Raw genomic sequence first — 22,794 nt, 5'->3', positions numbered from 1 at the left:
TTGCTAAGTTAAATCGTAGTGAAAACTTTTTCATCATGGTTCATAAAATTTATGATGGAATCAAAGTCATTAGGGTATTTTTTGATATCTTCAATCGCTTCATAGAGGATATCTTGGTTGAGTACAATATTGGCCAATCTTTTTTGCGTCACAACTCCGGATTGCTCTTGACCAAATAAGTCTCCCTCTCCACGTATTTTTAAATCTTCTTCCGCAATCTTAAAGCCATCAGTATATTTTTCGATTACTTGTAGTCGTTGCATACTGTCAGGAGTTATTTCTCTATCAGTAACAAGAAAGCAGAAGCCTGGTTTATTTCCTCTTCCAACACGTCCTCTCATTTGATGGAGGCTACTTAGTCCAAATCTTTCAGGGCTTAGAATCGCCATTATAGTGGAGTTGATAATATTAATACCTACTTCAATAACAGAGGTCGCAATTAGAATATCAGTTTTATGTTCTTTGAAGTCTGTTATAGCTGCTTGTTTTTCATCTGGAGACATTCTTCCGTGTAAGTAAGCAATTCTAAATTCAGGAAAGTATTGTTTATATAGCTCGTATGTATGTTCAAGGTTTCTGATATCATCATTTTCTGATTCTTCAATGGCCGGAACAACGATATAAGCTTGCTCTTTCATTTCAAGTCTTGTTTTTACAAAACTCAAATAGTTATTTAAGTTGGCATTTGTAACAATCCTTGTTTTCTGCCCCTTTCTACCTCCTGGCATTGTTTTAATTATCGAGATATCGAGATCGCCATACTTTGTTAAACTTAGAGAGCGTGGAATAGGTGTAGCGGACATAATTAAGCAATGAGGATTTTCACCTTTTTTCATTAGCTTGATTCTCTGCTCAACACCAAATTTATGTTGTTCATCAATAATCGCTAATTCAAGATTTTTAAAATTCACGCTATCTTGAAATAAAGAATGTGTGCCAATGACAATATCGCAATCTCCACTCTCTAGTGATTCGTTAATCTTTTTCTTTTCACTGGCCTTCGTGCTTCCAACTAAAAGTTCCACTTTAAATTCATTTCCAAGAATTTCTTCAATTTCACGAAAGTGTTGTAGTGCTAGTGTTTCTGTTGGGCACATGAGTGCTACTTGTCCACCAGTCTTAAGAATTAAGTATGCTGAGGCGACGGCAACTGTTGTTTTTCCGCAACCAACATCTCCTTGAATTAATCGCATCGCTGGCGTTGTTCCTGAAAAGTCAGATACAATATCATCTAAAGCCTTATCTTGATCAATAGTTAACTGATAGGGGTAGAGCGATTTTGCTTTTTGAATCTGATCTAAACTAATCTTTAGGCTTTTCCTCGATAATTCCGTTCTCTTATTTTTTCGTAATTTGATCTTTAGTTGATCATAGATAAATTCTTCATAAATAATTCGACGTTTTGCTTGATCAAACTTGTCTTGACTCCATTCATTAGATGGAACTCTTCCGTGTAGGTATTTAAAGGCCATACTGCGAGAGAGAAGGCCCTTGTCTTCTAGAATATTACTTGGGATTATTTCTGGAATTTTGTCCCAAAATCCATTTGGTAATTTATCGAAAACCTTTTGAATATGATGAGACTTAACACTTTCAATTGTAGGGTAGGTAATACGTAAACCACTTTCGGAATCTGATTTACCAATTTCAAAAAGCTCTGGATTCACAATTTGTAACGAATCATTAAATACAGAAACGACACCTAAGAATTCAAGATGCTTTAGTTGTTCTAGTTTCTTTTGAATCGATTGATAGGCATTAAACCATTTAAGAGTAATATAGTTATCACTAAGATCATCTTTAACTGTAACAGCAATATTTAAAAGAACCGCTCGTCCTTTTCCTCTTGATTTAAAATTAGGCTTGGCCTGCATGGAAACAATCGTTCCACGTCCTCTAAAAAAGTCACCAATATTTGCATATTGAAAATTTGCAATCTCAGGTAACTTAACGATTCGCCTTGGCATCAGCCAAAGCAAATCATTGATTGTATATATATTTTTTTTATTAAGCGCTTCTAAAGTTTTGGTAGGCTTTGAGTAGAGATCAGAAATTTGAGTAGATAGGATATCCTTATTTGAACTCAATGTTCTCCACCTCATATTCAATATCACCTTTTGGTGCACGAACAACAACTTCGTCGCCTTCTTCTTTACCAATTAGTGCTTTACCTAGTGGGCTATTGTAAGAGATTAAGCCTTTTTTCATATCTGATTCAGACTCACCAACAATTTTAATCGTTTGTGATTCGTCTGTTTCGATATTTAAAATAGTAACAGTTGCACCAAAAACAATTTTGTTAGATTTAGTCGTACTTGGATCAATTACTTCACAATGTGCAAGGATACCTTGAAGTTGAGAGATTCGACCTTCTACAACACCTTGTTTTTCTTTTGCAGCATGGTACTCAGCATTCTCTTTCAAGTCGCCTAGTTCTCTTGCTTCTGCAATTGTTACCTTAAGCTCTTCTCTTTCTACTTTGATCAAGTGGTCAAGCTCAGTTTGAATAATATCGTAACCTTGTTTTGTTATTGGATTTGCCATTAATAATTCCTTTATTTAAATAATGCGTTTGCAGCGGCAAGAATATCATTCTTGCTATCGTCACCATCTCCAGCTCCCTTAAGGACGAAGTAGTCACAAAAATTAGCTTTTTCTTTTTCTACAATGCGATCAGCACTTGATTCACGGCATTCATTATATGCTGTAATGTCGTAGAACTTGCACATTTTACAACAATGAACACTAGCGTAGCAATATGGACACTCCTCTTTTAATGAGATTTTTTGTCCAGGTTCAAGATCTAGTGCCTTATGACACGCATGGCAAGTGATTTCATTATTGTCCAACATTAGAAGCTCCAGCTTTTCTCTATATAAACTTCGGGCGTATTAATTTGGTCATCAGACTTCAAGTAAATTTTTGGCTCTTGTCTCTTATTGTACTCATCAATACTCTTATAGAGTAACTCTTCATTACTTGTTTGAATTGTTTTCGTTAATAAGTAATTAAGAATTAAAACGACGGTACCAGAAGCAATAAGACTTCTCCTGGTATTTGAACTTGGGTTTGTTAGAAAAGCCGATAGGATAAGGCCTGATCCAACAGTACCCATTATTGCAGGACGCCAAATATCTTCTTGTAGCGATTGATAATCATTTAGATAACTTAGGGCCACTTTATCTTTTTCAAGATGGTAGCGAAGACCTTCACCTTTTAAAGATGAGCTTGGGTCAATAAGAATTTCTTGTTGATTAATTACTGCAATGCGCGAGCAAGTCTCATCATTTGCATGAGTCACTAGAGAAAATAAAAGCGATGTAATTATAATAAATTCTTTCACTCTTTATTTTTACCATTTTTCTGGCAATAGGGCTATGCACCTTTTGATTCTATCGTGATAAAATAATAGATATTTTCTAAAGGATATTATGTGGGCTTAATAACGACTAGTTTTAAAATAACAAAAACAATTAGAAATATTTCTCGTTTAAGGGAAATCGCTACTGTTTTTGCTAAAAATGGCCTAGATGAGTTTGTTTCTCAAAACGTAATTAATATAATTCCTAATTTTGTTTTTCCTAGAAAGAGTGAAGAATCTCAAAAAGTATCTGTCCATGATAATTCATGGGGAGACGTGATGGGTTATCGCTTAAGACTTTGCTTTGAAGAACTTGGTCCTGCATTTGTAAAATTTGGACAACTTTTAAGTACGAGAGAAGATATTTTTGATGAAGACTTCATTAAGCATATGAAAAAGCTAAGAGATGAAGTTAAACCAATCCCTTTTTCTGGAATAAAGAAAAATGTTGAGTCATCACTTGGAAAAAAAATTGAAGATGTTTTTAGAAGTGTTGAAGATCAACCGATTGGAACGGCTTCTATTGGCTTAGTTTACCGAGCAGAGCTTTTAACAGGTGAGAAAGTTGTTTTAAAAGTTAAGAGGCCAGGTATTGATCGCATTATTGAAACAGACCTTTCAATACTTATCTTTTTAGCGACACAAACGGAAAAAGCAGCAGATGATTTTAAGTTCTTAGGCTTTTCTAAAGTTTTAGAGGATTTCTCATTCTCCCTTCAAAGTGAATTGAATTTCAATGTAGAAGCACTTAATTGTGAAAAACTTAAGAAAATAATTGCAAAATATGATCACTCTGAAATTTTTCATTTACCTAAAATATATAAAGAGTTTACTTGCCATGATTTATTAGTCATGGAGCTTATTGAGGGAATTCCATTTAGTGATAGTGAAAAAATCAGTGAGCATATAGAAGAGCTTGATTCAAAGTTAGATGAGTGTGTGAAAATTTTTATGCGATGTTTTCTAAATGAAGGTTTTTTCCATGCAGATCTTCATGGTGGGAATTTCTTCTATCTTCCAAATGGAAAGATTGCTCTGATTGATTTTGGACTAGTTGGAAATCTTTCTAAAAATGCTCGTCAAAATTTTATTGCTATTATTTATGCAATTCTAACTCAAAACTTCGAAAACTTAGTATATGAGTTCTTGGATGTTGCCATCTATGAAACAGTACCGGATGTTGATAAATTAATTATTGATATTAAGAATGCAATTGGTCCGCAAATTGGACTAACAGTTCAACAAACAAATTTCTCGTTAATTATTAGTTCGATCATCACAACCCTAAGAGAACATCATATTTTCTTACCTAGTGAATGGTTTGTTGTCTTTAGAGCTCTAATAACACTCGATGGAGTAGGTCAATCGTTAGATCTTGATTTTGATATCTTTAGTCTTTTAGAAGGAGATATCAATGATATTATTAGAGATAGTTTCTCTACTGATAGCTTTATTGAAGATGGAATGTGGATTGCTAAGGATGTCTTAAGTGCGTCTCGAATTGTTCCAAGACATCTTAAATGGTTTCTCAAAGAATTTGCGAAGAATAACTATGCAGTAAAAATTAGACACAAAGGAATTTGGAAACCAATTGCATCTCTTGCCAGTAGCGTGAGATTACTTTCATTTTATGTTCTTGGCGGTGTTTTCTTTTTTGCTGGGAAGTCATTTGTTTCTGAACAAGATCTTTATAAGGGTGCATTACTCGATTACCCAACTCTTACTATAATTTTGTGGGTGCTTTCAATATCAGCAATTGGCTATGGGACTTTGAAGCACAGAAATTAAATACTATCTGCTCCAGTAATATAAATTTGAGGAATCAACTCTTGTAGCTCGATGGCTTGTTCTGGTCCAAAAAGTAGTGGTAAAAGTTCTTCTTTATTAAATAAAAAAGATTCTTCGTTGATAGTAAGTGTTACCTTATCTAAATCTGGCTTAAAGTCTGAAATAGACACGGCATTTTTAGTGATGGCCTTTAAAAAATTCGAAAATTCACAAGTATTAATAATTTTACCCCAGGCTAGATGAATAAAAAAAGACTCTTCATCAAGTGGAGTAGGGTTTAATAGTTGAAGTCCTTTAAATTTCTCAAGTTCTTGCCTATTATTTGAAAAAGAACACTCGTGAATAATTCCTTTTAAGTCTTGTCCTTTCTCAAAGAATAGATAATCGCCATTATCGTTTGTAAAAGTCTTCATTGAAGATATTTGTTTAATATCGTTCCATTCTTTTAGAGATCTCTGAATTGAGATGGTGTCTTTATAAGATTTATTATATTTTTTTTCTAAATTTTCTTTATCAATTTCTTGAATATTAATCGGCCAGTAACCCCTCTGTCGTATTTTCTCTTCTGTTACTGGAGTATCTCCAATTACAGCAGTTAATCCAAACTGAGTGTAGCCAAGCTTCTTATAGACACTCATATTATCACTCCAAAGAATGACGAGAGAGTAGTTATCTTTATAGATGCTCTTTATGTGATTATAGAGTTCTTTAAAATGACCTTGTCCTTGGAACTCTTCCTTAGTAACAATTCCACCCAGTAATAATGTTTTTAACTCATGCCCTTTATAATGTAGTGTTACTGGTCTAACACCAATATGCGCGACGATATTTTCATTATCATCAAGAAGCAGATGACAATTGTGATGATTGCTCTCCTTCATTAGTTGATAGAAGTCAGTATTAAAGCTGTTTTCATCTTTATAATGAAAAGCCTTTTCAATTTCTTTATTGAGAGCATTTTTTAAATGAGAATATTGTTCTAGAGTTGTAAATATCATGTCGATTTATTTTACATTTAATTGCAAATAAAATCTTGAATAAAATTATCCAGAATTCAAAAGCCCCATAAACACTGAGGTTAATTCTTAACTAGGCAAAAAGTTTCGTATAAGAAATATACAATTTTTTTCTAAAGAGTTAAGAAATTGGAGCGATAAGGTGGTGTAACAATTGTACAGCTGTATGGATTTCAGCTGACTGACAGGAAGGAATCTTGTCGGTACCCAGTCAAGGAGGATCGAATGGGACTACGAATTAACACGAACGTTGCATCTCTAAACGCACAGAGAAACCTACGTGGAACACGTCTTGGTATGCAACAATCTCTAGAAAAATTATCATCAGGTCAGAGAATTAACAGAGCGGGTGACGATGCCGCAGGTCTAGCAATCTCTGAAAACCTAAAGGCTCAAATTAGAGGTCTTGGACAAGCTGAAAGAAACGCAGAAGACGGTATTTCACTAGTTCAAATCGCTGAAGGTGCTTTAGGGGAAGTTTCAAATATCCTAATTAGACTTAGAGAACTATCAGTACAAGCAGCTTCGGATACTATTGGAGCAACTGAAAGAAAGTTCCTAAACGTAGAATTCGAACAATTAACTTCTGAAGTTGATCGTATCGCTAACTCAACAGAATTCAACAGAGTACCACTACTAAACGGTACAGGTGCAGTATTTGATATCCAAATCGGTACGCGTAATGACCCTATATCAGATCGTTTAACGTTTGATGCATCATCAGCTGACGTAAACGTAGCAGCTCTTGGTCTTAACTTAGCATCAGTTGCTGATAAGATTTCTGCACAGAACTCTCTATCATCAATTGATCAGGCGATTATCTCTGTATCTGGTATTAGAGCGGACTTTGGTGCCCTTCAAAACAGACTTCAGTCAACGGTAAATAATATTGCAACGTCGATTGAAAACTTAAGTGCGGCAAACTCTCGTGTAAGAGACACTGACGTAGCAGCAGAAACTGCAAACTTAACAAAACAAAACATTTTAATGACTGCCGGTACTTCGGTTCTTGCTCAGGCGAACACTAGTACAAACAGTGCACTAAGCTTAATCCAGGCTGCTGCTCAAGGGTAATAATCCCTGACAGCGCCGGATGGCACTAGCATTGTTTAGAAAATTTTAGAGTAAAGAACACGGAGTCAATAATATGCATACTACTGGATAAGTTATGTACGGCAATTAGAGACTGCAACCTTTGATTGCTTGGCAAATATATATAGAGGAATGATTGGTTTATCCGTAGAAGCATTATTTAATTATTAACGAATTTATTGAGCTGGATGCTCAATTATCAAACAGGAGGTTTATATGATGATTAAAGGAGACTAATCATGGGAATCAGAATTAATACAAACGTGGCATCAATCGCAGCACAAAGAGCAATGTCACTTACAAATAAAAGAGTTGGGGACAACTTAAGAAAACTATCTTCAGGTGAACGTATTACAAAGGCTGGAGATGACGCCGCTGGACTGGCAATTAGTGAAAACTTAAAAGCTCAGATCAGAGGTATGAGGCAAGCAAAGAGAAACGCAAACGATGCAATCTCACTTGTCCAGGTAGCAGAAGGTGGATTAAATGAAGTTTCAAATATCATCATTCGTCTTAGAGAGCTTGCAGTACAGACTGCCTCTGACACGATTGGGGATACTGAAAGAGCATTTTCAGACATCGAGTTCCAACAGCTTAAAGAAGAGATTGATAGAATCGCAAAATCTTCTAACTTTAACGGAACACAGCTACTCGATGGAACAGGTGGCAAGCTCGAGTTTCAAGTTGGGATTCACAATGATCCAATGCTTGATCGACTTACTTACGATGCAGCAGGATCAGATGCTACAATCACAGCACTTGGACTTGCCTCAGATAGTGTGTCCACTAAAGAAGGCTCTCAAGCAGTTCTTCAAAAACTTGACGATGCGTTGGTCGCAGTCAACGGTTATCGTGCCAGTATGGGTGCGTTACAGAATCGACTCACATCAACAGTCAATAACTTGGGGATCAGTGATGAGAACTTGAGTGCGGCAAAATCGCGAATTAGAGATGTTGATGTGGCAAAAGAAACTGCCGACATGACTAAAAACAATATCTTAATTCAGGCGGGAGCCTCTGTTCTTGGACAGGCAAACCAAGTGCCAAATGTGGCGTTAAAACTAATCGGATAAACTAATCATATAGGCGACTATGGTCCTGAATAGGACATAGTTGCCTCCTCTTTTTTTTCTCAAAAAACAAATCTTACCTATATAATAGAATCATGACTGAACAAAGAACCAAGACAATTCTAATCTTTGGTATTTCTTCATTTGTGGGCTCATCACTTGCAAGCTTTTTAAAGAAAGACTACAAAATCATTGGTACTTATCATAAGAACCCTGTTTCTATTGATGGCATAACAACTGTTCCATGTGATGTTCACAGTAAGCAAGAAGTTCAGTTAATCATGTATACATTTAAACCAGACATTACAATATATGCGGTAGGTTTATCTTCAATTGTGGATTGTGCACTAAGTGAGAGAAGGGCGGATGCTTTAAATACAAGTGGACTCTTTACTGTGGCAGATGTTTGTCAGCGATATAAATCACAAATTATTTATTTATCTTCAAGTTTCGTTTTCTCAGGTGAATCATCTGAAAATTTTGAGTTAGATATTCCTGATCCAACTACTACTTATGGCAAGACTCAGGCGGCTGCGGAATTTTATATTCAAAAATCCTCTCTAAATTACTTAGTTTTTAGAGTTTGTCGATTATATGGAAGAGGCGGTGTACACGTTCGTCGTAATCTCTTTGAGAAAATTCAAGCAAAGCTTCATGCACGAGAAGAGATTGAACTTGATGACTATATTAAAACGGGCTTTCTCGATATTGACTACCTTGGAATGGTTATCAAAATTTGCATCGAAAGAGGTCTTAAGAATCGTTTGTTACAAATTAGTTCAAATGATTTTATGTCGACTTATTCTTTTGGAAAACTGTATTGTCAAAAATTTCAAGAACCACAAAAGTTGATTGCATCGGCCAAATGGCCATATCCAATTATGAGTTCAGCAAAGGTTGGAGATAATAGTTCAGGTGTTCTAAATTTTAATATGAATATCACTAATGCTGAGGGCTATCTGCATTTGCGTCTACCAACTGTAGAAGAGTCTTTAGAATATTCAGCTCAAAAGTTACGGGTAGGCCTTGATGCTAAGGAAGCACATGAGTCTAAGGATACAATTAACTATATCTAAATCTTCTTAGCGCGCAGAAAGCTTGATAAATTCGCTTAAGTAGTGTCTTACAAGTGCATCACAATCAACAACTTCATTTTCAAAACGCCATGTGATTTGATTAAATGGCCCGATGTGTGCGCGGATCTCGTGAAGATGTCCACCGCCATGAACTTGAGATTCATTAGTTCTAGCACTAAAGATGTCTTTCCCATTCGCTAAGAAGCCAATTGAAATAAGATCATCTGATTTTCTTGCAAAAATAAGACGAAGTGAATTGCGATAGATCATAAAGTCATTGATTGTATTAGCAATCTTAAAAATTTTGATCGTATTATTATCACCGCGGTATTCATTGAATTTATGGACATAAATCTCAAAAAGATCTCTGAGCTTATTCATGAAGTTAATTGAAGATTCTTCAAGTTGGAATGCTGGATTTAAGTGGTCGTTAAAACTTACAACACCACTCTCGTCCATATTGATCTCTTCGAGAGCAAGATTTTCGATCCATTTTGTTGATACTTCCGTGTTTCTTTCAAATTTTGTAATATCCATAACTTAAATTCTACTAGATATTGATGATTTGAAAAGAATTTTTTGGATTGCGCAATGGAAAGGGCAGTGTGAATGAGCTAGATGAGCGATGAAAGTTTCCGCCCGTCGTACGACAGGGGGATGTAGTGATAATCACTTTAGGCTTCCCACTGATTCATGGGCCTGCTCACCGTGACCAGTGACCACTTCCTTTCTAAGCTTTGTAGGGCGAAACAACTTTATTTGGTGCCCATCTAGCTCACTCATAAATTATACCCGAAAAACGTAAACGGCAACAATAATAGGCATAATTAAAAGCACTTGACGGTAGTATTTACAGATACTTATGAACAAATACACCTTTTTTTTGAACCAAATGCGCGAAGTGTTAAAATATTATTAAGAAAAGTTAAAGCTTTACTCAGTTATTGCCGAAACTTTCAAGTAGTTATTTAAGTTTCAACCCCGCTGAATGGGGGCGATTGAAAGGAGTATGAAATGAAAACCTTGCTAGCGTTTCTAAAAGACGAAGAAGGTCAAACATCAACAGAGTATATCTTACTTGTTGCTGTTGCAGCGATGCTTGTTATGAAGTTTAAGGAAAAGGCATCAGAGGGTATTACAACTCTTACTGATGGTGTTTTCGGGAACACGGATAACCTACTTCGCGAACTACAAGGAAACTAATTCTTCCGCTCTTTAGTTTGATGCGACTATCAAGCACTCTACTCTAGAGAGCGGAGGAAAAACTTTCTCACCAAAACCTTTTGCATACTTAATGTAGAATATTAAGTATGTCACGTCAGTCTCAAAGCGGTCAGGCTTTAATAGAGTATATTTTTATCTTAGCATTCTTTGCTGGTATTTCCATTGCAATGGCAAGGGGAATAGGGGCTTATACTACAGGCTTTTTTAAAAGTTTTGCATTCCATTTATCGCAGGAGCTTGCAACAGGCTCGTGTCCTAATGGCTGTTGGCATTCACCATATGTAAACCAAGATAGGTAGGTTAGAGTGCCCGTTAGTGTCTATGTTTTTATCTTTATTCAATTACTCTATGTTTCTTATATCGATATTCAATCTCGAAAGATTGCAAACGTATGGTCAATTGGAAACATCTTTTTATTTTTAGTTCTCGTATTGTTCTTCCCGAATAACTACATTATTGGAATTGAAACACTTCTTTACCCTCTAGGGATATTTCTCGCAGGTTTTTTACTTTTTATTTTAAAAATTATGGGCGGTGGTGATTCGAAATATTTAGCTAGTTTATTTCTTTTAATTCCAGTCGCTCATCAAGATCAAGCTTTGATCTCCCTTTCTGTTGTAACAGTGATTGTCGGGCTTTCAGTTTTTATTACGAATATTCTTAAAAATCTTGAGTTTATTATTCAGGCTTTTAAAGAAGGTAATATCGTTCAGATTAAAAAGATTTTTGGGAAGAAATTTGCGTTTGCCCCTGTTATACTTATTTCATGGATATTTCTAGGATGGAAAATAAAAAAGCATATATTCTTTTAAATGAAAGGGGACAATCGACAGTAGAGTATATTTTACTTTTTGTTGTTGTGACATCTTTTGCAATGCTAGTCTTCAAAAGTGAAGGTTTTCAAGGCATGATTGGAGAGGGCATGTTTGGTACATTGGCCCGCTCTATGGAATACTCAGCTCGCTATGGTGATAAAGGTAGTGTCGATTCATATGGAAAAACTTATGGAAATCCAGTTCATCCTCTCTATTATAATAATGATGAAGGAAGGTCTCACTTCTTCTCTCCTGTAGGAATTTATGATGAGCAATTATAAGAAGATAAGAAATCAAAATGGGCAATCGACAATTGAGTTCCTATCAACTTTTACTTTTGTGATCGCTTTCTTTTTTGTTTTTGCAAAGATTGCAATTAATTATACAAATACTTATCTTCTTCAATATGCAAATTTTATGGCATCACGAGCGTATCTCGTTGCAGATAATAAAATTCAAAATGACTCTCTTGCACGTCAAAATGCAACGGAAGTTTTCAACTCATATAATGTTGTTAATTGCGGCACTGATTGTCAGATAAAATTTAATTCAAAAACAACAAACCAGTGGTTCTTAAGTGGAACGTATCTAGATTATAAAACAAAATTCTCTGTCATGAAGGTATTAACAGGTGATATTGACTTAGACTTTCGAATTGAATCGTTTCTAGGAAAAGAGCCTACGATAAGAGAGTGTCTTGCTCAGGTTTGTCGAGCTTTTTCTGAGGTTGCCACTGATCTAGGAAATGGGAATTGTTCAAGTACGAACTCAACGATCTATGATAACGGATGTTAACTTGAGTGCAGATCAGAAAAGAACAATATTTAACAATGAAGAAGGACAGGCCTTATTTGAGGCGATGATTTTTATTCCAATTCTTCTTTATATGGTTGTGATGCTCATTACAGTAGGCAACTCAATCAATGCATCGATTAATCAGAATAAAGCAACTCGAACATATACATTTTATATTCTTAAAGGAAACTCTGATGGAATTGGTGGAAATGATATCAGAAGCTTAAGTGGGACGTTCACTGAGGTTGGAGGCTTTATGATTGGTTGGAATAAAACACTACAATCTAATAGTACACCGATTTCATCAAGCTTTAAAATTCCAACTCTTCCTTGGGCCGCAGCTGAAGATGAAAATTGCGAAGAAGCAGGTGATCCAGAGGATACAAATTGTATTAAGGTGTTCACTTTGTTTGGAGTCTGTGGTGAGACCTTCACTAAACCAGGTGATGTTTTATTTAGGGCCAATGATGCCACTATCCTTTCTCCGGTCACTTCTTGTAGCTATAAGTAGCCAAAAATGCCTCATTGTAACTAAATGCTTGTTTTTTGTTAAAATATTAAGTGATTACTTAACGAAGTAAAACAGGATGTTTTATGAATACTAGAGCTTTTACGCTGGCCCTTATTATTGCAGGTGTTGCCATGTTTATGGTCCACACTTATATCGAAGATCAACAATCTGCTTTGATTAAAAAGTATGGAACAATGAGTTCTGTTCTTGTTGCTAAAGAAGATATTCGCGAGTTCGATCTACTGGATGAAACGAAGGTTTCAATTATTACAGTTCCACAGAAATTCTTAGCTCCTGGAAGTTTTAAAACAGTAAAAGAAATTGAAAATACAATTGCGACAGTTCCAATTCTAAAAGGCGAGCAAATTACAAAACCACGTGTAACATATCCTGGAGAGAGTACAGGTCTTTCAAGAGAAGTTACAGTGGGGATGCGTGCAATTGCTTTCCAAGTTGATGAAAGAAGTTCAGTAGGAAAGCTTATTCGTCCTGGTGATCGTGTCGATGTTCTAGCACCGATTGATTACACAGGTGGAGCGAGAAAAGATCAAGAAAAAATCGTTACAATCCTTCAAGATGTTCGTGTTCTTTCAACAGGGATGAGTGTTTCAAATAATATTCCTCTAATTGGTGTTAAAACAGAGGAAGTTGTAAGAAAAATGAAACTTAACACTTACTCTAATTATACAACAGTAACGTTAGAGCTTAGTCCATTTCAAGCTCAGAAGATTGCGCATCTTTATGTATTCCAACCAAATAAACCAATTCTGACTTTAAGAAATATTAATGATGGTGAGAAGGCAATGATCGAAGGAACTCGACTCTACGATATTCTTTCGGATACTGATAAGAATGAGGCAAGGGCCTTCTTTAACGAAAAATATAAGAAAAAGAATTAATGAGAATATTAACGTACTTAACTCTATTTATATTTGCATTAACGGCCAGCGCTCAGCAGGCCTCTTCTGGTATTGGGGTATCTGAAGAAAAAGTAGAGGTAGTTCTTGGTATTGATAAAGTTTTACCAATTGATTTCACAATAACATCTCGAAGTGTACAAATTGCAAATCAAAGAATTCTTAAAGTACAACCAGTTAATACTGCGGCGGGAACAAGTGAGCTTGTTTTAAAAGGTGAAGCACCTGGTATTACTTCTGTTACTGTTCGAGATCGCTTAGGTGCTATTAAAAAGCGTTATCTTGTAACTGTTACTGCAACAGAGAAGTCAAAGCTTATTGCAGAAATTAAAGAACAATTAGGACCAATTGAAGGTTTAGAAATAAACTTGAAGGGTGGTAAGGTCTTTGTTGAAGGAAAGATTATTGTTCCTGGAGATATTGGGCGAATTGTAAAAGTTTTAGAAGATTACCCAGATGTTAAGAACCTTGTTGAAGTTTCACCACAGACTTATTTAATTATTTCTCGAGAAATGCAAGAAGGTCTAAGAAGAAATAACTTAAAAGATGTAACAGTTAGATTCTTTAATAATTCATATTTATTAGAAGGAATTGTAAACTCAGAAGAAGAAAGTAACCTTGCTGTTAAAATCGCGGCGACATACTTACCTGATAGAATTCAAAGTTTAGCTAGAAGAACAGATTCTGTTCAGCAACTTGATAAGGGTGAGATTATTAGAAACTTTCTGGCCATCAATAGAAAGCCTCAGCCACCTCAAGCCGCAAAACTTATTAAAATAACTGCTCAATTTGTTGAGCTTTCAAAAGATTATAATCGTGTCTTTGGATTTAAATGGAATCCAAGCGTTGGAACAACAGGTGGACAGATCGTTTTTGGACGTACTGAAAATGGTGGAACAGTAACGACTTCATCTGCTGGTAGTTTTGGTGGAACAATCTCACAACTATTTCCTAAACTGAGTTCTGCTAAAGCAGCTGGTTATGCTCGAATTGTTCAATCTGGGATGGTGATCACTAAAGATGGTGAAAAGGCAAAGTTATCTAAGGGTTCTGAGAGGAACGTTGCGGTTGGTACTGGGGAGTTCCAACAAGCAAAAGTTATCGAAGCGGGATTTAACTTAGATGTAACACCTAAGATTCTACAAGAAGAAAAAATTAATCTTGATATTATTCTTGGTGTTTCTTCTTCTCAAGGAACAGATAAACAAACTAATAATCTCGATACGAAAATTATTGTTAAGTCTCGTGAATCAGCAGTTGTTGGTGGTATTTCAATTAATAAAACTGCTACCGAATATGACAAAGACCCACCTGATGGTGTTTCAACAACTGGTAGTGATGGAAGTGAAGAAGGACAAGTTTTTTCTTTGTTCTCATTTGTACGCTCAAAAGATGTTTCAAAATCTAAAGAGCAATTTGTTGTTTTTATCACTCCTGAGATTATTGAGAGTGCCTCAACTGGTACTGAAGATATTAAAAGAAAATTTAGAAAGAGGGGGCCATAGTGGCCGAAGGTCATATTATTACAGTCATTGGTGGTAAAGGCGGCGTAGGGAAATCCCAAGTTGCTACAAACCTAGCTTTTGCTTTCAGTGGTGAAAAGCGATCTAAGACATTACTTCTTGATTTCGATCAAAGAGCTAGTGGTGACTTAAATTTGTTAACTGGAATTAAAACAAATAAGAACTTAAAAGATCTTTTTAATTTTAATGGAAATATTGATCCACGAACTTTTCAGCCATTCGTAAATATGCACCCAAGTGGTGTTCATTATATTGGTTTACCAAATGATCCTGTAGCAACTGAAGGGATGAGTGTTGATGGAGCTGGTAAGGTACTTAAAGCCGTAAAAAGCATGTATCCACTCACTGTTATTGACGTTGGAACGGAAATCACTGATCTCACTGCAAAGGCTTTAGAGCATTCAACGATGATTTTAGTTGTGATAACTCCAGACCTTCTTGCTCTAAATCAGACTAAGCGCCTTGTTTCAGAATTAATAACAATGATGTTTCCTAAAGAAATGATTCATTTTGTTTTTAATCAGGCGCAAAAAGGTCATCCTGTAACTGCTGATGTGGCCGGGAAATCTGTTGGTCGCCCTGTTTTAGCTCAAATTCAAAAAGATGAACAAACTTGTGCAATGGCCATTAATCAGAAGAAACCAGTTATGCTGGCGGCTAAAAATAGTGCTTTTGCTAAAGGTGTCACAGAGTTAGTTCGTACAATCAATGGAAAGGGAATTCTTAGTCAATTGGCTAAGCTTAATAAACCTAATGATGTTGGTACAAAACAAGAGCGTCCAACTGGAGCTGCTGCAAATGGATGGCGAGATCTAAAACTTAGAATTCATAAAGGTCTTGTTGAAGAAATGGATCTATCTAAAGATGATGATAACGATCCGAAAGCGAAAATTATTCTTAAAGAAAAGACTAAGAAAGTCGTTATTGATTTACTTGGTAAAGAAGATACAAAAGGCATCTTAAACAATCGCGATGATATGAATAGCATTGTTAAAGAAATTCTAGATGAAGCCTTGGGACTAGGGCCTCTAGAGGACTTGCTTGCTGATTCGTCAATCTCTGAAATTATGGTTGTTGGACCTAATAAGATTTACTATGAAGAAGATGGAAAGGTTAAGCTTTCAAAAGTAACTTTTTCAAACGATAGACAGGTTCTTAACGTTATTGAAAGAATTGTTGCTCCAATTGGTCGTCGTATTGATGAAAAGACTCCATACGTTGATGCCCGCTTGCATGATGGTTCTAGGGTTCATGCAATTATTCCTCCTTCTGCAATTGACGGATGCTGTATTACAATTCGTAAATTCCCTGAAGAGAGACTTACTTATAAACACCTTGTTCAATTCGGTTCTTTCACTCAGAATATGGCGGACTTCTTACGTATCGCTGTTGAAGGACATAAGAATATAATTGTTTCTGGTGGTACTGGTTCCGGGAAAACAACACTGGTAAATATTTTGGGAAGTTTTATTCAGGCCAATGAACGTATTATTACTTGTGAAGACTCTGCTGAACTTAGTTTTCCTCAAGAGCACGTTGTTCGTTTAGAAACACGCCCTCCTTCACTTGAAGGCGATGGAGAAATTGATATTCGTTGTCTAGTAAAGCAATGTCTAAGAATGCGTCCTGAGCGTATTGTTGTTGGTGAGTGTCGTGGTGGTGAAACACTGGATATGCTCCAAGCTATGGGGACAGGGCACGATGGTTCTCTAACGACAGTTCACTCAAACAATCCAAGAGAGTGTATTGGACGTATTGAAACCCTTGTACAGTATGCAGGAGCTGGTCTTACTCCAAAAGCAATTCGTGAAATGATTGCCAACGCAGTTCATTTGATCATTCAAGCTTCACGTCTGGATGATGGTTCTCGTAAGATTACACATATTACTGAAATTGGTGGTATTCAGGGAGAGGTTGTTACTCTTCAAGATATTTTCCTCTTTCAACAAAAAGATATCGATAAGAACGGGAAAATTATTGGCTCCCATCAGGCGACTGGTTTTATTCCAAAGTTTATCGAAACCCTTGAAAGACAAGGTTACAATATTCCTCGTGGTTTATTTTCGAATGCTCCTGGTGCTAGTGGTGGGGCCACACCTGCTAACGCTGATAAGAAAGCACCACCACCTCCAAATAAGAGACCTCCACAGCAGGGACAACAAAGGCCACGACCGGGTCAGCCTCAAGCTAGACCAAGACCAGGCAATGGTGCACCACCTGTGAAGAAGAAGGCTTAGGATATAGAGGTATAAATGAGTTTTTTTATTGAACAAATAGGACGAAGTGGATTAATTGGACTTATTGGTTTAATCTTCTTTCTATTTTGTTATCGCTATTCAGTTGGTATTTTTGATTTAATTGAAAAACAAACATTTGGTACTCGAACATATATTTTAGAAAAGTTTGAATTACTTTTTATCGACGTTAAGCCAGATCATGTTACGTATGCACTCCTAGCATTGTCATTTGGACTTGGAACTCTAACTCTTATTACTTTTGGTTTATTTGGAAGTTGGGGTGGTGGAGCGTTTCTTGGCCTAATCGTTGGTTTTGTAGGATTTAAGGCGCCTAAACCTGTTGTTGATTACCTCGTTAATCGTCGTATTTTAGCTTATCAAAACCAGATGGTAGATGGTCTAACTCTGCTTTCAAATGGTCTTAGAGCAGGTCTATCAGTACCTCAAGCTCTTGGTATGGTTGTTGATGAGATGCCTCCTCCTATTTCTGAAGAATTTAATATTATCCTGCAGCAGAACAGAGTTGGGGTAACTTTAGAGGAGTGCTTCGAAAACTTGGCAGAAAGAATTCCTACTCAAGACAATGATATGTTCGTTTCAAGTGTTAATATTTTACGCGAAACCGGTGGTAATCTTGCTGAAGTTTTTGACACTATTGTCACTGTTATTCGTGAACGCATTAGATTGAAGCAAAAAATCGATACCGCCACGGCCCAGGGAAAGTTTCAGGGCTTCACAATTGCGGCCATGCCCTTTGTAATTCTAGCTATTTTCTCTGCAAATGATCCAACTCTGCTACCAAAGATGTTTTCTTCGGCCATTGGGATTGTCTTATTTGTAGTCGCCTGTGTTTTAGACGGTGTTGGAACCTTCTTCATTCTTAAAATAGTGAAAATTAAAGAATAAAGTTATTATATGTTTAAGTTTTAGTTAAAGGCCTCCGATATGCCTATGGAGAGAATGAAGATTCTTTAACTAAATAAGGATACAAGTCATGAGGATCAGTTTAAAACTATTAGTACTATGTTTGTTTTCACTGGCATCGATTGCTGGTGTAAATCTGAAAAACGGAAATTTCTACATTACGTACACGGATATTATCGTACCTGGTGGTGGGAATGACCTAGTTGTTGAAAGAACGTACAACTCTAAATCTCCTGGAAAGGGGTGGTTTGGTTATGGTTGGGGTTCTGATTATGAAACTTTCTTAGTTGTTTCAGCAGATGGTTCTGTAACAGTTCACGAGAATGGTTCAGGTGCTAAGACTCGTTTCACTCCAAGACAGGCTGTAGATCCTAAAGCAGCGGCAGAGAAAATCGTTGATGTGATGAGAAAGAAAACTTCTCTTTCGACGACAGTTGCAAAGACTCTTGTTACGAAGCTTACAAATGATGCTGAACTTAGACAAGCATATGCTAAGAAGTTCAATGTATCTTCAAACCTTGCAGTGGGAACTGAACTATACTCAAATGTTCGCGGGCTGCAAAAAGTCGTAAAGACAGCTAAAGGTTATATTAGAAAGTATAATGATGGAAAAGAGAACCACTTTGATAAAGAAGGTAAGCTTATTCAAGTAAAAGATAAGAACGGATATGTTGTTAATCTTGATTACACGAAAGAAGGTTCACTAAAGTCAATCAAGGACTCAATGGCCAAGCAAATCTTTTTTAAGTGGTATCCAAATGGTCTTGTGAAATCAGTAGAATCTGGTGCTGGTAAAAAGACGACTTATACTTATGACACAAATTATAACTTAGTAGATGCAAAAGATATTTCAGGGAATCATTTCAAGTATGATTACGATGCTAATCATAATATGACTCTTATTACTTATAAAGATGGATCAACTCAAAAGATTGCTTATGAAAAGAAAACTCAATTTGTAAAAGAACTTACAAAGAGAAGTGGTGAAGTAATTAAGTACTCATATGAGAGTAATCCTAAAAACCCTGATTTCCACTACTGGACTTTAGTAGCAAAGAAATCACCAACTAAGAAAGAAGTTGTAAATCGTTATGAGTACGAGATCAAGAAGAAACCAGACGGATCTCACTATACTTACAGAATCCTTACTGTAATTAATGGACTTAAAACAGAGACGATTTATACAGAGTGTTGTTCTCTTCCAAAACAGATTAAGAGAGGAAATCACGTAACTAATTTTGAATATAATAAAGATGGACTACTTGTTAAAAAGGCTTCTTCAAGAGGTGACTTTGTAGAGCTTGAGTATCACAAGCAATTTAAGAAGATTACTAAAGTAGTTAACCCACGTGGTTGGACAGAGTTTGACTATGATAAGAAGGGTAACCTTAAGAAAGCTAATAACTCTAAAGGTATGTCTGTTGTTTTACTTTACGATTCTAAAGGTCGTATTTCAAAAATGATGGATTTAAATAAAAAGACTAAGCAGAAAAGAGCTCTTGAGTTTCAATACAATGCTCAAGGTAAGCCAGTTGAGATTACTATGAATAAAGTAGGAAAGATCAACGTTAAATACGATAACTACGGTGAGATTCTAAAAGTAGAATCGAAAGCAGGACATAAGATGGCCTTACAAGTTACTCAGGCCTTCCAATCACTCTTAGCAATTGTTAAGCCTGCTGGTGTAAACCTAAATATGTAATTGGAGGGATATATGAAGAAACTACTAACGCTTTTATTGGTTCTTGGATCATTTAGTATTTTTGCTGCAGAAAGTGCGGCTACTGGTGAAAAAGATGGTGAGTGTCCAAAAGTTAACTTAGATAACAGAGATACATCACCTACAACTGCTATACCATCTTCATCTGAAGTGCCGGCAACACCAGGTGGAACTACATCTGATCAACAATAAGATTATTTTAAATTTATTATCTTATACTAAAGGGCCCGTTATGAAACGGGCCTTTTTTTGTTAAAAATCTAAACACTGTACAAAATATTACACCCTCTATTGCTCTAACTACTTAAAAAGACATCCGAAAAGTTGGCATTTTCCTTGCTTTATAAATAGCAAAGAAACAAAACCATAATGGGGGAAATTATGAAAAAGTTAGCATTAGTATTTTTATTTCTATTAAGTGTAACAAATGTATTTGCATTAGATGAGTCAGGAACTAGCTGTGATGATATGTATGCAAGCTCTGATAGTGTAGCAAGTGTAGAAGCGGAAGCTCCAGCAGCAGCACCAACATCATCAAGTTCATCAACTCAATCGATTGGACAATAAAATTTAACTCAAACAATTATATTCAACTCCTTAAAAAGCCTGGCCACGTAGTCAGGCTTTTTTTTGCCTGAACTCCTCAAATACAGCTATAATACATTTATGGACAATAATATAACGACTGCATATTGTGCTCAGAAAGGGCGTGAAAATTTAAACTACTATGACCGTATCAGTGCCCTTGAAGCTTTAGAAGCTGAAATAAAGGCCCGTGAGAGGGATATTTTAGCTGCACTTAAAGCTGACTTAAACAAGAGTGCATTTGAGTCTTATCTTTCTGAAATTGATTTTTGTTTACATGAAATTAAGCTCATAAAGAAAAAGTTGAAAAAGTGGATGAAGCCTAAAAAGGTTTTCTCTCCGCTTCCTTTTATGCCTGCTCGAAGTGCTATACATAGTGAACCGTATGGACAAGTTTTAGTTATCGCTCCTTGGAATTACCCATTTCAATTGGCCATGGTTCCTCTAATTGGAGCAATTGCGGCAGGCAATAAAGTTATTGTTAAACCTTCAGAGTTAGCGCCTGCCACTTCTAAAATAATTAATACAATTATAACTAACGCTTTAGATAGTGAGATAGCTGCAGTTATTGAAGGTGGTGTCGCGGAGACAACAGAGCTATTGAGTTTAAAATTTGATTATATCTTCTATACTGGAAATGGTCATGTCGGTCGAATTGTGATGGCGGCAGCGGCCAAGTTTCTAACACCCTTAACTCTCGAGTTAGGTGGTAAATCACCAGCGATTGTTGGAACGAAGAATATCGATTTAGCTGCTAAGAGAATTGTATGGGGGAAATTTTTTAATGCTGGTCAAACATGCGTTGCTCCAGATTATATTCTAATAAAAAAATCAGATGAAGATGCTTTTCTCAAAGCGACCCAAAAATATTTAAGAAAATTCTATAGTGATGAAATTAAACAAAGTGGTGACTACGGTAGAATTATTAATGAGAGGCATTTTGATAGACTCTCATCTCTGATCAATCAAGACGACATTGTTATTGGTGGAGATGTTGATAAGGGACAATTATATATTTCTCCAACTTATGTAAGGGCCAACAAAGATAGTGCAATTATGAAGGATGAAATATTTGGCCCTATTATGCCTATTATCAACTCTGAAAGTTTAGATGAGTCAATTGAGTTTGTTAAAAGCTATGATAAGCCGCTTGCTTGTTATGCTTTTCTTGATTCTAATAGCGATAAGAAAAAGGTTATTGAAAGCATTAGCAGTGGTGGAATGGTCATTAATGATACGATTGTACACTTATCAAATGAAAAGCTGCCATTTGGTGGCGTAGGTGAGTCAGGAATGGGGGCATATCACGGTGAGTTCTCATTTAAGCTTTTCTCTCATGAAAAAGCCGTTATGAAGAGAAGCTTTTGTTTAGAAAATGATCTACGTTACCCTCCTTATGAAAAGAAGGTTTCATTTGTCCGTAAAATTATGAATCTACTGTCTTAATAATTTACGGTCATTGAAAGCTTTTCAATACTCAAAAACTTATATTAATTATTAGTATAATAGGGTCATGAAAATGGCCCATTTTTATATTCTTTTATTAAGCTCACTTATATTTGCTAATTCTTCTTTAGCACTAACTATTTTAGATCGTGCTGATATCCCTGAGGTTTTTCAAAGAGAATATATCTATACATCTTCGCAGAGGCATTCATTTGTACAGACATATGGAGTTACAACTTGTGTTGCTGTCGTTATGAGTAATGCAGATGGAAAATCGATATTGGCCCATCTTGATAGTGGGACTAAGTTGAATGGCGCAATTTCAGATTTTGTGAAGATCTTGGGTGATGTTAATTCTATTCGTTTATATGGAGGACAGCCTCCTTATCGTTTAGAAGAAAATATTATTTCTGAATTATCAAAACATAGTTTATACCCAGAGCTCATTATACGAAATGAAAATAATGAATCACTAAATCTTATTCTAGACCTTAGGACTGGAGATGTTGTTGAATATGACGAAATGCATTCATCCACAGACTATAGAGTTGCTAATGAAAAAGTTAAAAGATTGAAGTTCTCTTCCCGTATAAGTCGCCATGAAGAATCCATAGGTGGAGGAGATATAATCGAAGTTGATCAGTCTAGTAATCAATTTGACTTTAATATGTTTTTACTTCCGTAATCTTTCTAA

Annotated in this window: 25 protein-coding genes and 1 other RNA gene; 19 read left to right on the top strand and 7 right to left on the bottom strand. The window is 35.9% G+C overall.

Features of this window, described 5'->3' with window-relative positions:
* Positions 1-8 precede the first annotated feature (8 nt).
* Genes C0Z22_RS11080 through C0Z22_RS11065 form a run of 4 tightly spaced genes read right to left on the bottom strand, consistent with a single transcriptional unit; the run spans position 9 to position 3,343 of the window.
* Entirely contained in the window at positions 9-2,087 is a 2,079-nt protein-coding gene (locus tag C0Z22_RS11080) for an ATP-dependent DNA helicase RecG (RefSeq protein ID WP_158246903.1), read from the bottom strand.
* Complete coding sequence (gene greA / locus C0Z22_RS11075; protein WP_103218437.1) at positions 2,074-2,544, bottom strand: transcription elongation factor GreA; 471 nt, start codon at positions 2,542-2,544, stop codon at positions 2,074-2,076. Before greA ends, C0Z22_RS11080 begins: the two co-directional genes overlap by 14 nt.
* 11 nt (positions 2,545-2,555) lie before the next feature.
* On the bottom strand, positions 2,556-2,852 hold the full coding sequence (locus tag C0Z22_RS11070; RefSeq protein WP_103218436.1) for a hypothetical protein: 297 nt from the start codon (positions 2,850-2,852) through the stop codon (positions 2,556-2,558).
* The gene (locus C0Z22_RS11065) at positions 2,852-3,343 is read right to left on the bottom strand and encodes a hypothetical protein (RefSeq protein WP_103218435.1); all 492 of its coding nucleotides are present in this window, start codon (positions 3,341-3,343) and stop codon (positions 2,852-2,854) included. The genes C0Z22_RS11070 and C0Z22_RS11065 overlap by 1 nt, the downstream gene beginning before the upstream one ends.
* A gap of 90 nt (positions 3,344-3,433) precedes the next feature.
* Here C0Z22_RS11065 and C0Z22_RS11060 point away from each other — a divergent pair, with 90 nt between their 5' ends.
* Positions 3,434-5,149, top strand: coding sequence for an AarF/ABC1/UbiB kinase family protein (locus C0Z22_RS11060; RefSeq protein ID WP_103218434.1), 1,716 nt, complete (start codon positions 3,434-3,436; stop codon positions 5,147-5,149).
* Here C0Z22_RS11060 and C0Z22_RS11055 read toward each other — a convergent pair.
* A complete protein-coding gene (locus C0Z22_RS11055) occupies positions 5,146-6,147 on the bottom strand; it encodes a GNAT family N-acetyltransferase (protein WP_103218433.1) in 1,002 nt (333 codons plus the stop codon). The two genes, C0Z22_RS11060 and C0Z22_RS11055, sit on opposite strands and share 4 nt — an antisense overlap.
* A 243-nt stretch (positions 6,148-6,390) precedes the next feature.
* Between C0Z22_RS11055 and C0Z22_RS11050 the strand changes: the two genes are divergently transcribed.
* The 3 genes from C0Z22_RS11050 (at position 6,391) to C0Z22_RS11040 (ending at position 9,403) form a co-directional block, all read left to right on the top strand.
* Entirely contained in the window at positions 6,391-7,239 is an 849-nt protein-coding gene (locus C0Z22_RS11050; protein WP_021267425.1) for a flagellin, read from the top strand.
* Positions 7,240-7,496: 257 nt separating this feature from the next.
* On the top strand, positions 7,497-8,330 hold the full coding sequence (locus tag C0Z22_RS11045) for a flagellin (protein WP_103218432.1): 834 nt from the start codon (positions 7,497-7,499) through the stop codon (positions 8,328-8,330).
* Between the two features lie 92 nt (positions 8,331-8,422).
* The gene (locus tag C0Z22_RS11040) at positions 8,423-9,403 is read left to right on the top strand and encodes a sugar nucleotide-binding protein (protein ID WP_103218431.1); all 981 of its coding nucleotides are present in this window, start codon (positions 8,423-8,425) and stop codon (positions 9,401-9,403) included.
* Between the two features lie 6 nt (positions 9,404-9,409).
* Here the strand turns inward: C0Z22_RS11040 and C0Z22_RS11035 are convergent, their stop codons facing one another.
* Both C0Z22_RS11035 and ssrS read right to left on the bottom strand, forming a co-directional pair.
* Complete coding sequence (locus tag C0Z22_RS11035; protein WP_103218430.1) at positions 9,410-9,940, bottom strand: hypothetical protein; 531 nt, start codon at positions 9,938-9,940, stop codon at positions 9,410-9,412.
* 70 nt (positions 9,941-10,010) lie between these two features.
* A non-coding RNA gene (ssrS, locus tag C0Z22_RS11030) (6S RNA) lies at positions 10,011-10,183 on the bottom strand.
* A gap of 234 nt (positions 10,184-10,417) precedes the next feature.
* Here ssrS and C0Z22_RS11025 point away from each other — a divergent pair.
* From C0Z22_RS11025 to C0Z22_RS10960, 15 genes are all read left to right on the top strand, one after another.
* Complete coding sequence (locus tag C0Z22_RS11025; protein ID WP_021267549.1) at positions 10,418-10,606, top strand: Flp family type IVb pilin; 189 nt, start codon at positions 10,418-10,420, stop codon at positions 10,604-10,606.
* A gap of 107 nt (positions 10,607-10,713) precedes the next feature.
* Complete coding sequence (locus C0Z22_RS15920) at positions 10,714-10,926, top strand: Flp family type IVb pilin (protein ID WP_146037872.1); 213 nt, start codon at positions 10,714-10,716, stop codon at positions 10,924-10,926.
* 6 nt (positions 10,927-10,932) lie between these two features.
* The gene (locus C0Z22_RS11020) at positions 10,933-11,439 is read left to right on the top strand and encodes a prepilin peptidase (protein ID WP_103218429.1); all 507 of its coding nucleotides are present in this window, start codon (positions 10,933-10,935) and stop codon (positions 11,437-11,439) included.
* Positions 11,409-11,723, top strand: coding sequence for a hypothetical protein (locus C0Z22_RS11015; protein WP_103218428.1), 315 nt, complete (start codon positions 11,409-11,411; stop codon positions 11,721-11,723). Before C0Z22_RS11020 ends, C0Z22_RS11015 begins: the two co-directional genes overlap by 31 nt.
* Positions 11,710-12,237 carry a hypothetical protein gene (locus C0Z22_RS11010; RefSeq protein ID WP_103218427.1) on the top strand — a complete coding sequence of 176 codons (528 nt, stop codon included), beginning with the start codon at positions 11,710-11,712 and terminating at the stop codon, positions 12,235-12,237. Before C0Z22_RS11015 ends, C0Z22_RS11010 begins: the two co-directional genes overlap by 14 nt.
* Before the next feature lies 1 nt (position 12,238).
* On the top strand, positions 12,239-12,748 hold the full coding sequence (locus tag C0Z22_RS11005) for a hypothetical protein (RefSeq protein WP_146037871.1): 510 nt from the start codon (positions 12,239-12,241) through the stop codon (positions 12,746-12,748).
* Positions 12,749-12,831: 83 nt separating this feature from the next.
* Complete coding sequence (gene cpaB, locus C0Z22_RS11000) at positions 12,832-13,647, top strand: Flp pilus assembly protein CpaB (protein WP_103218425.1); 816 nt, start codon at positions 12,832-12,834, stop codon at positions 13,645-13,647.
* On the top strand, positions 13,647-15,170 hold the full coding sequence (locus C0Z22_RS10995) for a pilus assembly protein N-terminal domain-containing protein (RefSeq protein WP_103218424.1): 1,524 nt from the start codon (positions 13,647-13,649) through the stop codon (positions 15,168-15,170). Before cpaB ends, C0Z22_RS10995 begins: the two co-directional genes overlap by 1 nt.
* A complete protein-coding gene (locus tag C0Z22_RS10990; protein ID WP_103218423.1) occupies positions 15,170-17,425 on the top strand; it encodes an ATPase, T2SS/T4P/T4SS family in 2,256 nt (751 codons plus the stop codon). The genes C0Z22_RS10995 and C0Z22_RS10990 overlap by 1 nt, the downstream gene beginning before the upstream one ends.
* A gap of 15 nt (positions 17,426-17,440) precedes the next feature.
* Complete coding sequence (locus C0Z22_RS10985) at positions 17,441-18,331, top strand: type II secretion system F family protein (protein WP_103218422.1); 891 nt, start codon at positions 17,441-17,443, stop codon at positions 18,329-18,331.
* Between the two features lie 88 nt (positions 18,332-18,419).
* Positions 18,420-20,051: an RHS repeat domain-containing protein gene (locus tag C0Z22_RS10980; protein WP_103218421.1), complete on the top strand. Its 1,632-nt coding sequence runs from the start codon at positions 18,420-18,422 to the stop codon at positions 20,049-20,051.
* A gap of 12 nt (positions 20,052-20,063) precedes the next feature.
* Positions 20,064-20,261: a hypothetical protein gene (locus C0Z22_RS10975; protein ID WP_103218420.1), complete on the top strand. Its 198-nt coding sequence runs from the start codon at positions 20,064-20,066 to the stop codon at positions 20,259-20,261.
* A gap of 189 nt (positions 20,262-20,450) precedes the next feature.
* Positions 20,451-20,636 (top strand): hypothetical protein, encoded by a 186-nt coding sequence (locus C0Z22_RS10970; protein ID WP_103218419.1) that lies wholly within the window; start codon positions 20,451-20,453, stop codon positions 20,634-20,636.
* A gap of 99 nt (positions 20,637-20,735) precedes the next feature.
* Positions 20,736-22,100 (top strand): aldehyde dehydrogenase family protein, encoded by a 1,365-nt coding sequence (locus C0Z22_RS10965; RefSeq protein WP_103218709.1) that lies wholly within the window; start codon positions 20,736-20,738, stop codon positions 22,098-22,100.
* 67 nt (positions 22,101-22,167) lie between these two features.
* The gene (locus C0Z22_RS10960; RefSeq protein WP_146037870.1) at positions 22,168-22,785 is read left to right on the top strand and encodes a hypothetical protein; all 618 of its coding nucleotides are present in this window, start codon (positions 22,168-22,170) and stop codon (positions 22,783-22,785) included.
* Positions 22,786-22,794: the final 9 nt, after the last annotated feature.

It is taken from the genome of Halobacteriovorax sp. DA5 (assembly GCF_002903145.1).
In the GTDB taxonomy this organism is placed as follows: Bacteria; Bdellovibrionota; Bacteriovoracia; order Bacteriovoracales; family Bacteriovoracaceae; genus Halobacteriovorax_A.
The sequence above is the reverse complement of the archived record's forward strand: the minus strand, read 5'-3'. Positions and strand labels throughout refer to the sequence as shown.

Excerpts from the sequence above, each read along its gene's own strand:
- C0Z22_RS11010 (WP_103218427.1), top strand. The coding sequence starts at position 11,710 with ATGAGCAATTATAAGAAGATAAGAAATCAAAATGGGCAATCGACAATT.
- C0Z22_RS10975 (WP_103218420.1), top strand. The coding sequence starts at position 20,064 with ATGAAGAAACTACTAACGCTTTTATTGGTTCTTGGATCATTTAGTATT.
- C0Z22_RS11040 (WP_103218431.1), top strand. The coding sequence starts at position 8,423 with ATGACTGAACAAAGAACCAAGACAATTCTAATCTTTGGTATTTCTTCA.
- C0Z22_RS11055 (WP_103218433.1), bottom strand. The coding sequence starts at position 6,147 with ATGATATTTACAACTCTAGAACAATATTCTCATTTAAAAAATGCTCTC.
- C0Z22_RS10965 (WP_103218709.1), top strand. The coding sequence starts at position 20,736 with ATGGACAATAATATAACGACTGCATATTGTGCTCAGAAAGGGCGTGAA.
- C0Z22_RS15920 (WP_146037872.1), top strand. The coding sequence starts at position 10,714 with ATGTCACGTCAGTCTCAAAGCGGTCAGGCTTTAATAGAGTATATTTTT.
- C0Z22_RS10960 (WP_146037870.1), top strand. The coding sequence starts at position 22,168 with ATGAAAATGGCCCATTTTTATATTCTTTTATTAAGCTCACTTATATTT.
- C0Z22_RS10970 (WP_103218419.1), top strand. The coding sequence starts at position 20,451 with ATGAAAAAGTTAGCATTAGTATTTTTATTTCTATTAAGTGTAACAAAT.
- C0Z22_RS10985 (WP_103218422.1), top strand. The coding sequence starts at position 17,441 with ATGAGTTTTTTTATTGAACAAATAGGACGAAGTGGATTAATTGGACTT.
- C0Z22_RS11025 (WP_021267549.1), top strand. The coding sequence starts at position 10,418 with ATGAAAACCTTGCTAGCGTTTCTAAAAGACGAAGAAGGTCAAACATCA.
- C0Z22_RS10995 (WP_103218424.1), top strand. The coding sequence starts at position 13,647 with ATGAGAATATTAACGTACTTAACTCTATTTATATTTGCATTAACGGCC.
- C0Z22_RS11070 (WP_103218436.1), bottom strand. The coding sequence starts at position 2,852 with ATGTTGGACAATAATGAAATCACTTGCCATGCGTGTCATAAGGCACTA.
- greA (WP_103218437.1), bottom strand. The coding sequence starts at position 2,544 with ATGGCAAATCCAATAACAAAACAAGGTTACGATATTATTCAAACTGAG.
- cpaB (WP_103218425.1), top strand. The coding sequence starts at position 12,832 with ATGAATACTAGAGCTTTTACGCTGGCCCTTATTATTGCAGGTGTTGCC.
- C0Z22_RS11050 (WP_021267425.1), top strand. The coding sequence starts at position 6,391 with ATGGGACTACGAATTAACACGAACGTTGCATCTCTAAACGCACAGAGA.
- C0Z22_RS11015 (WP_103218428.1), top strand. The coding sequence starts at position 11,409 with ATGGAAAATAAAAAAGCATATATTCTTTTAAATGAAAGGGGACAATCG.
- C0Z22_RS11035 (WP_103218430.1), bottom strand. The coding sequence starts at position 9,940 with ATGGATATTACAAAATTTGAAAGAAACACGGAAGTATCAACAAAATGG.
- C0Z22_RS11045 (WP_103218432.1), top strand. The coding sequence starts at position 7,497 with ATGGGAATCAGAATTAATACAAACGTGGCATCAATCGCAGCACAAAGA.
- C0Z22_RS10980 (WP_103218421.1), top strand. The coding sequence starts at position 18,420 with ATGAGGATCAGTTTAAAACTATTAGTACTATGTTTGTTTTCACTGGCA.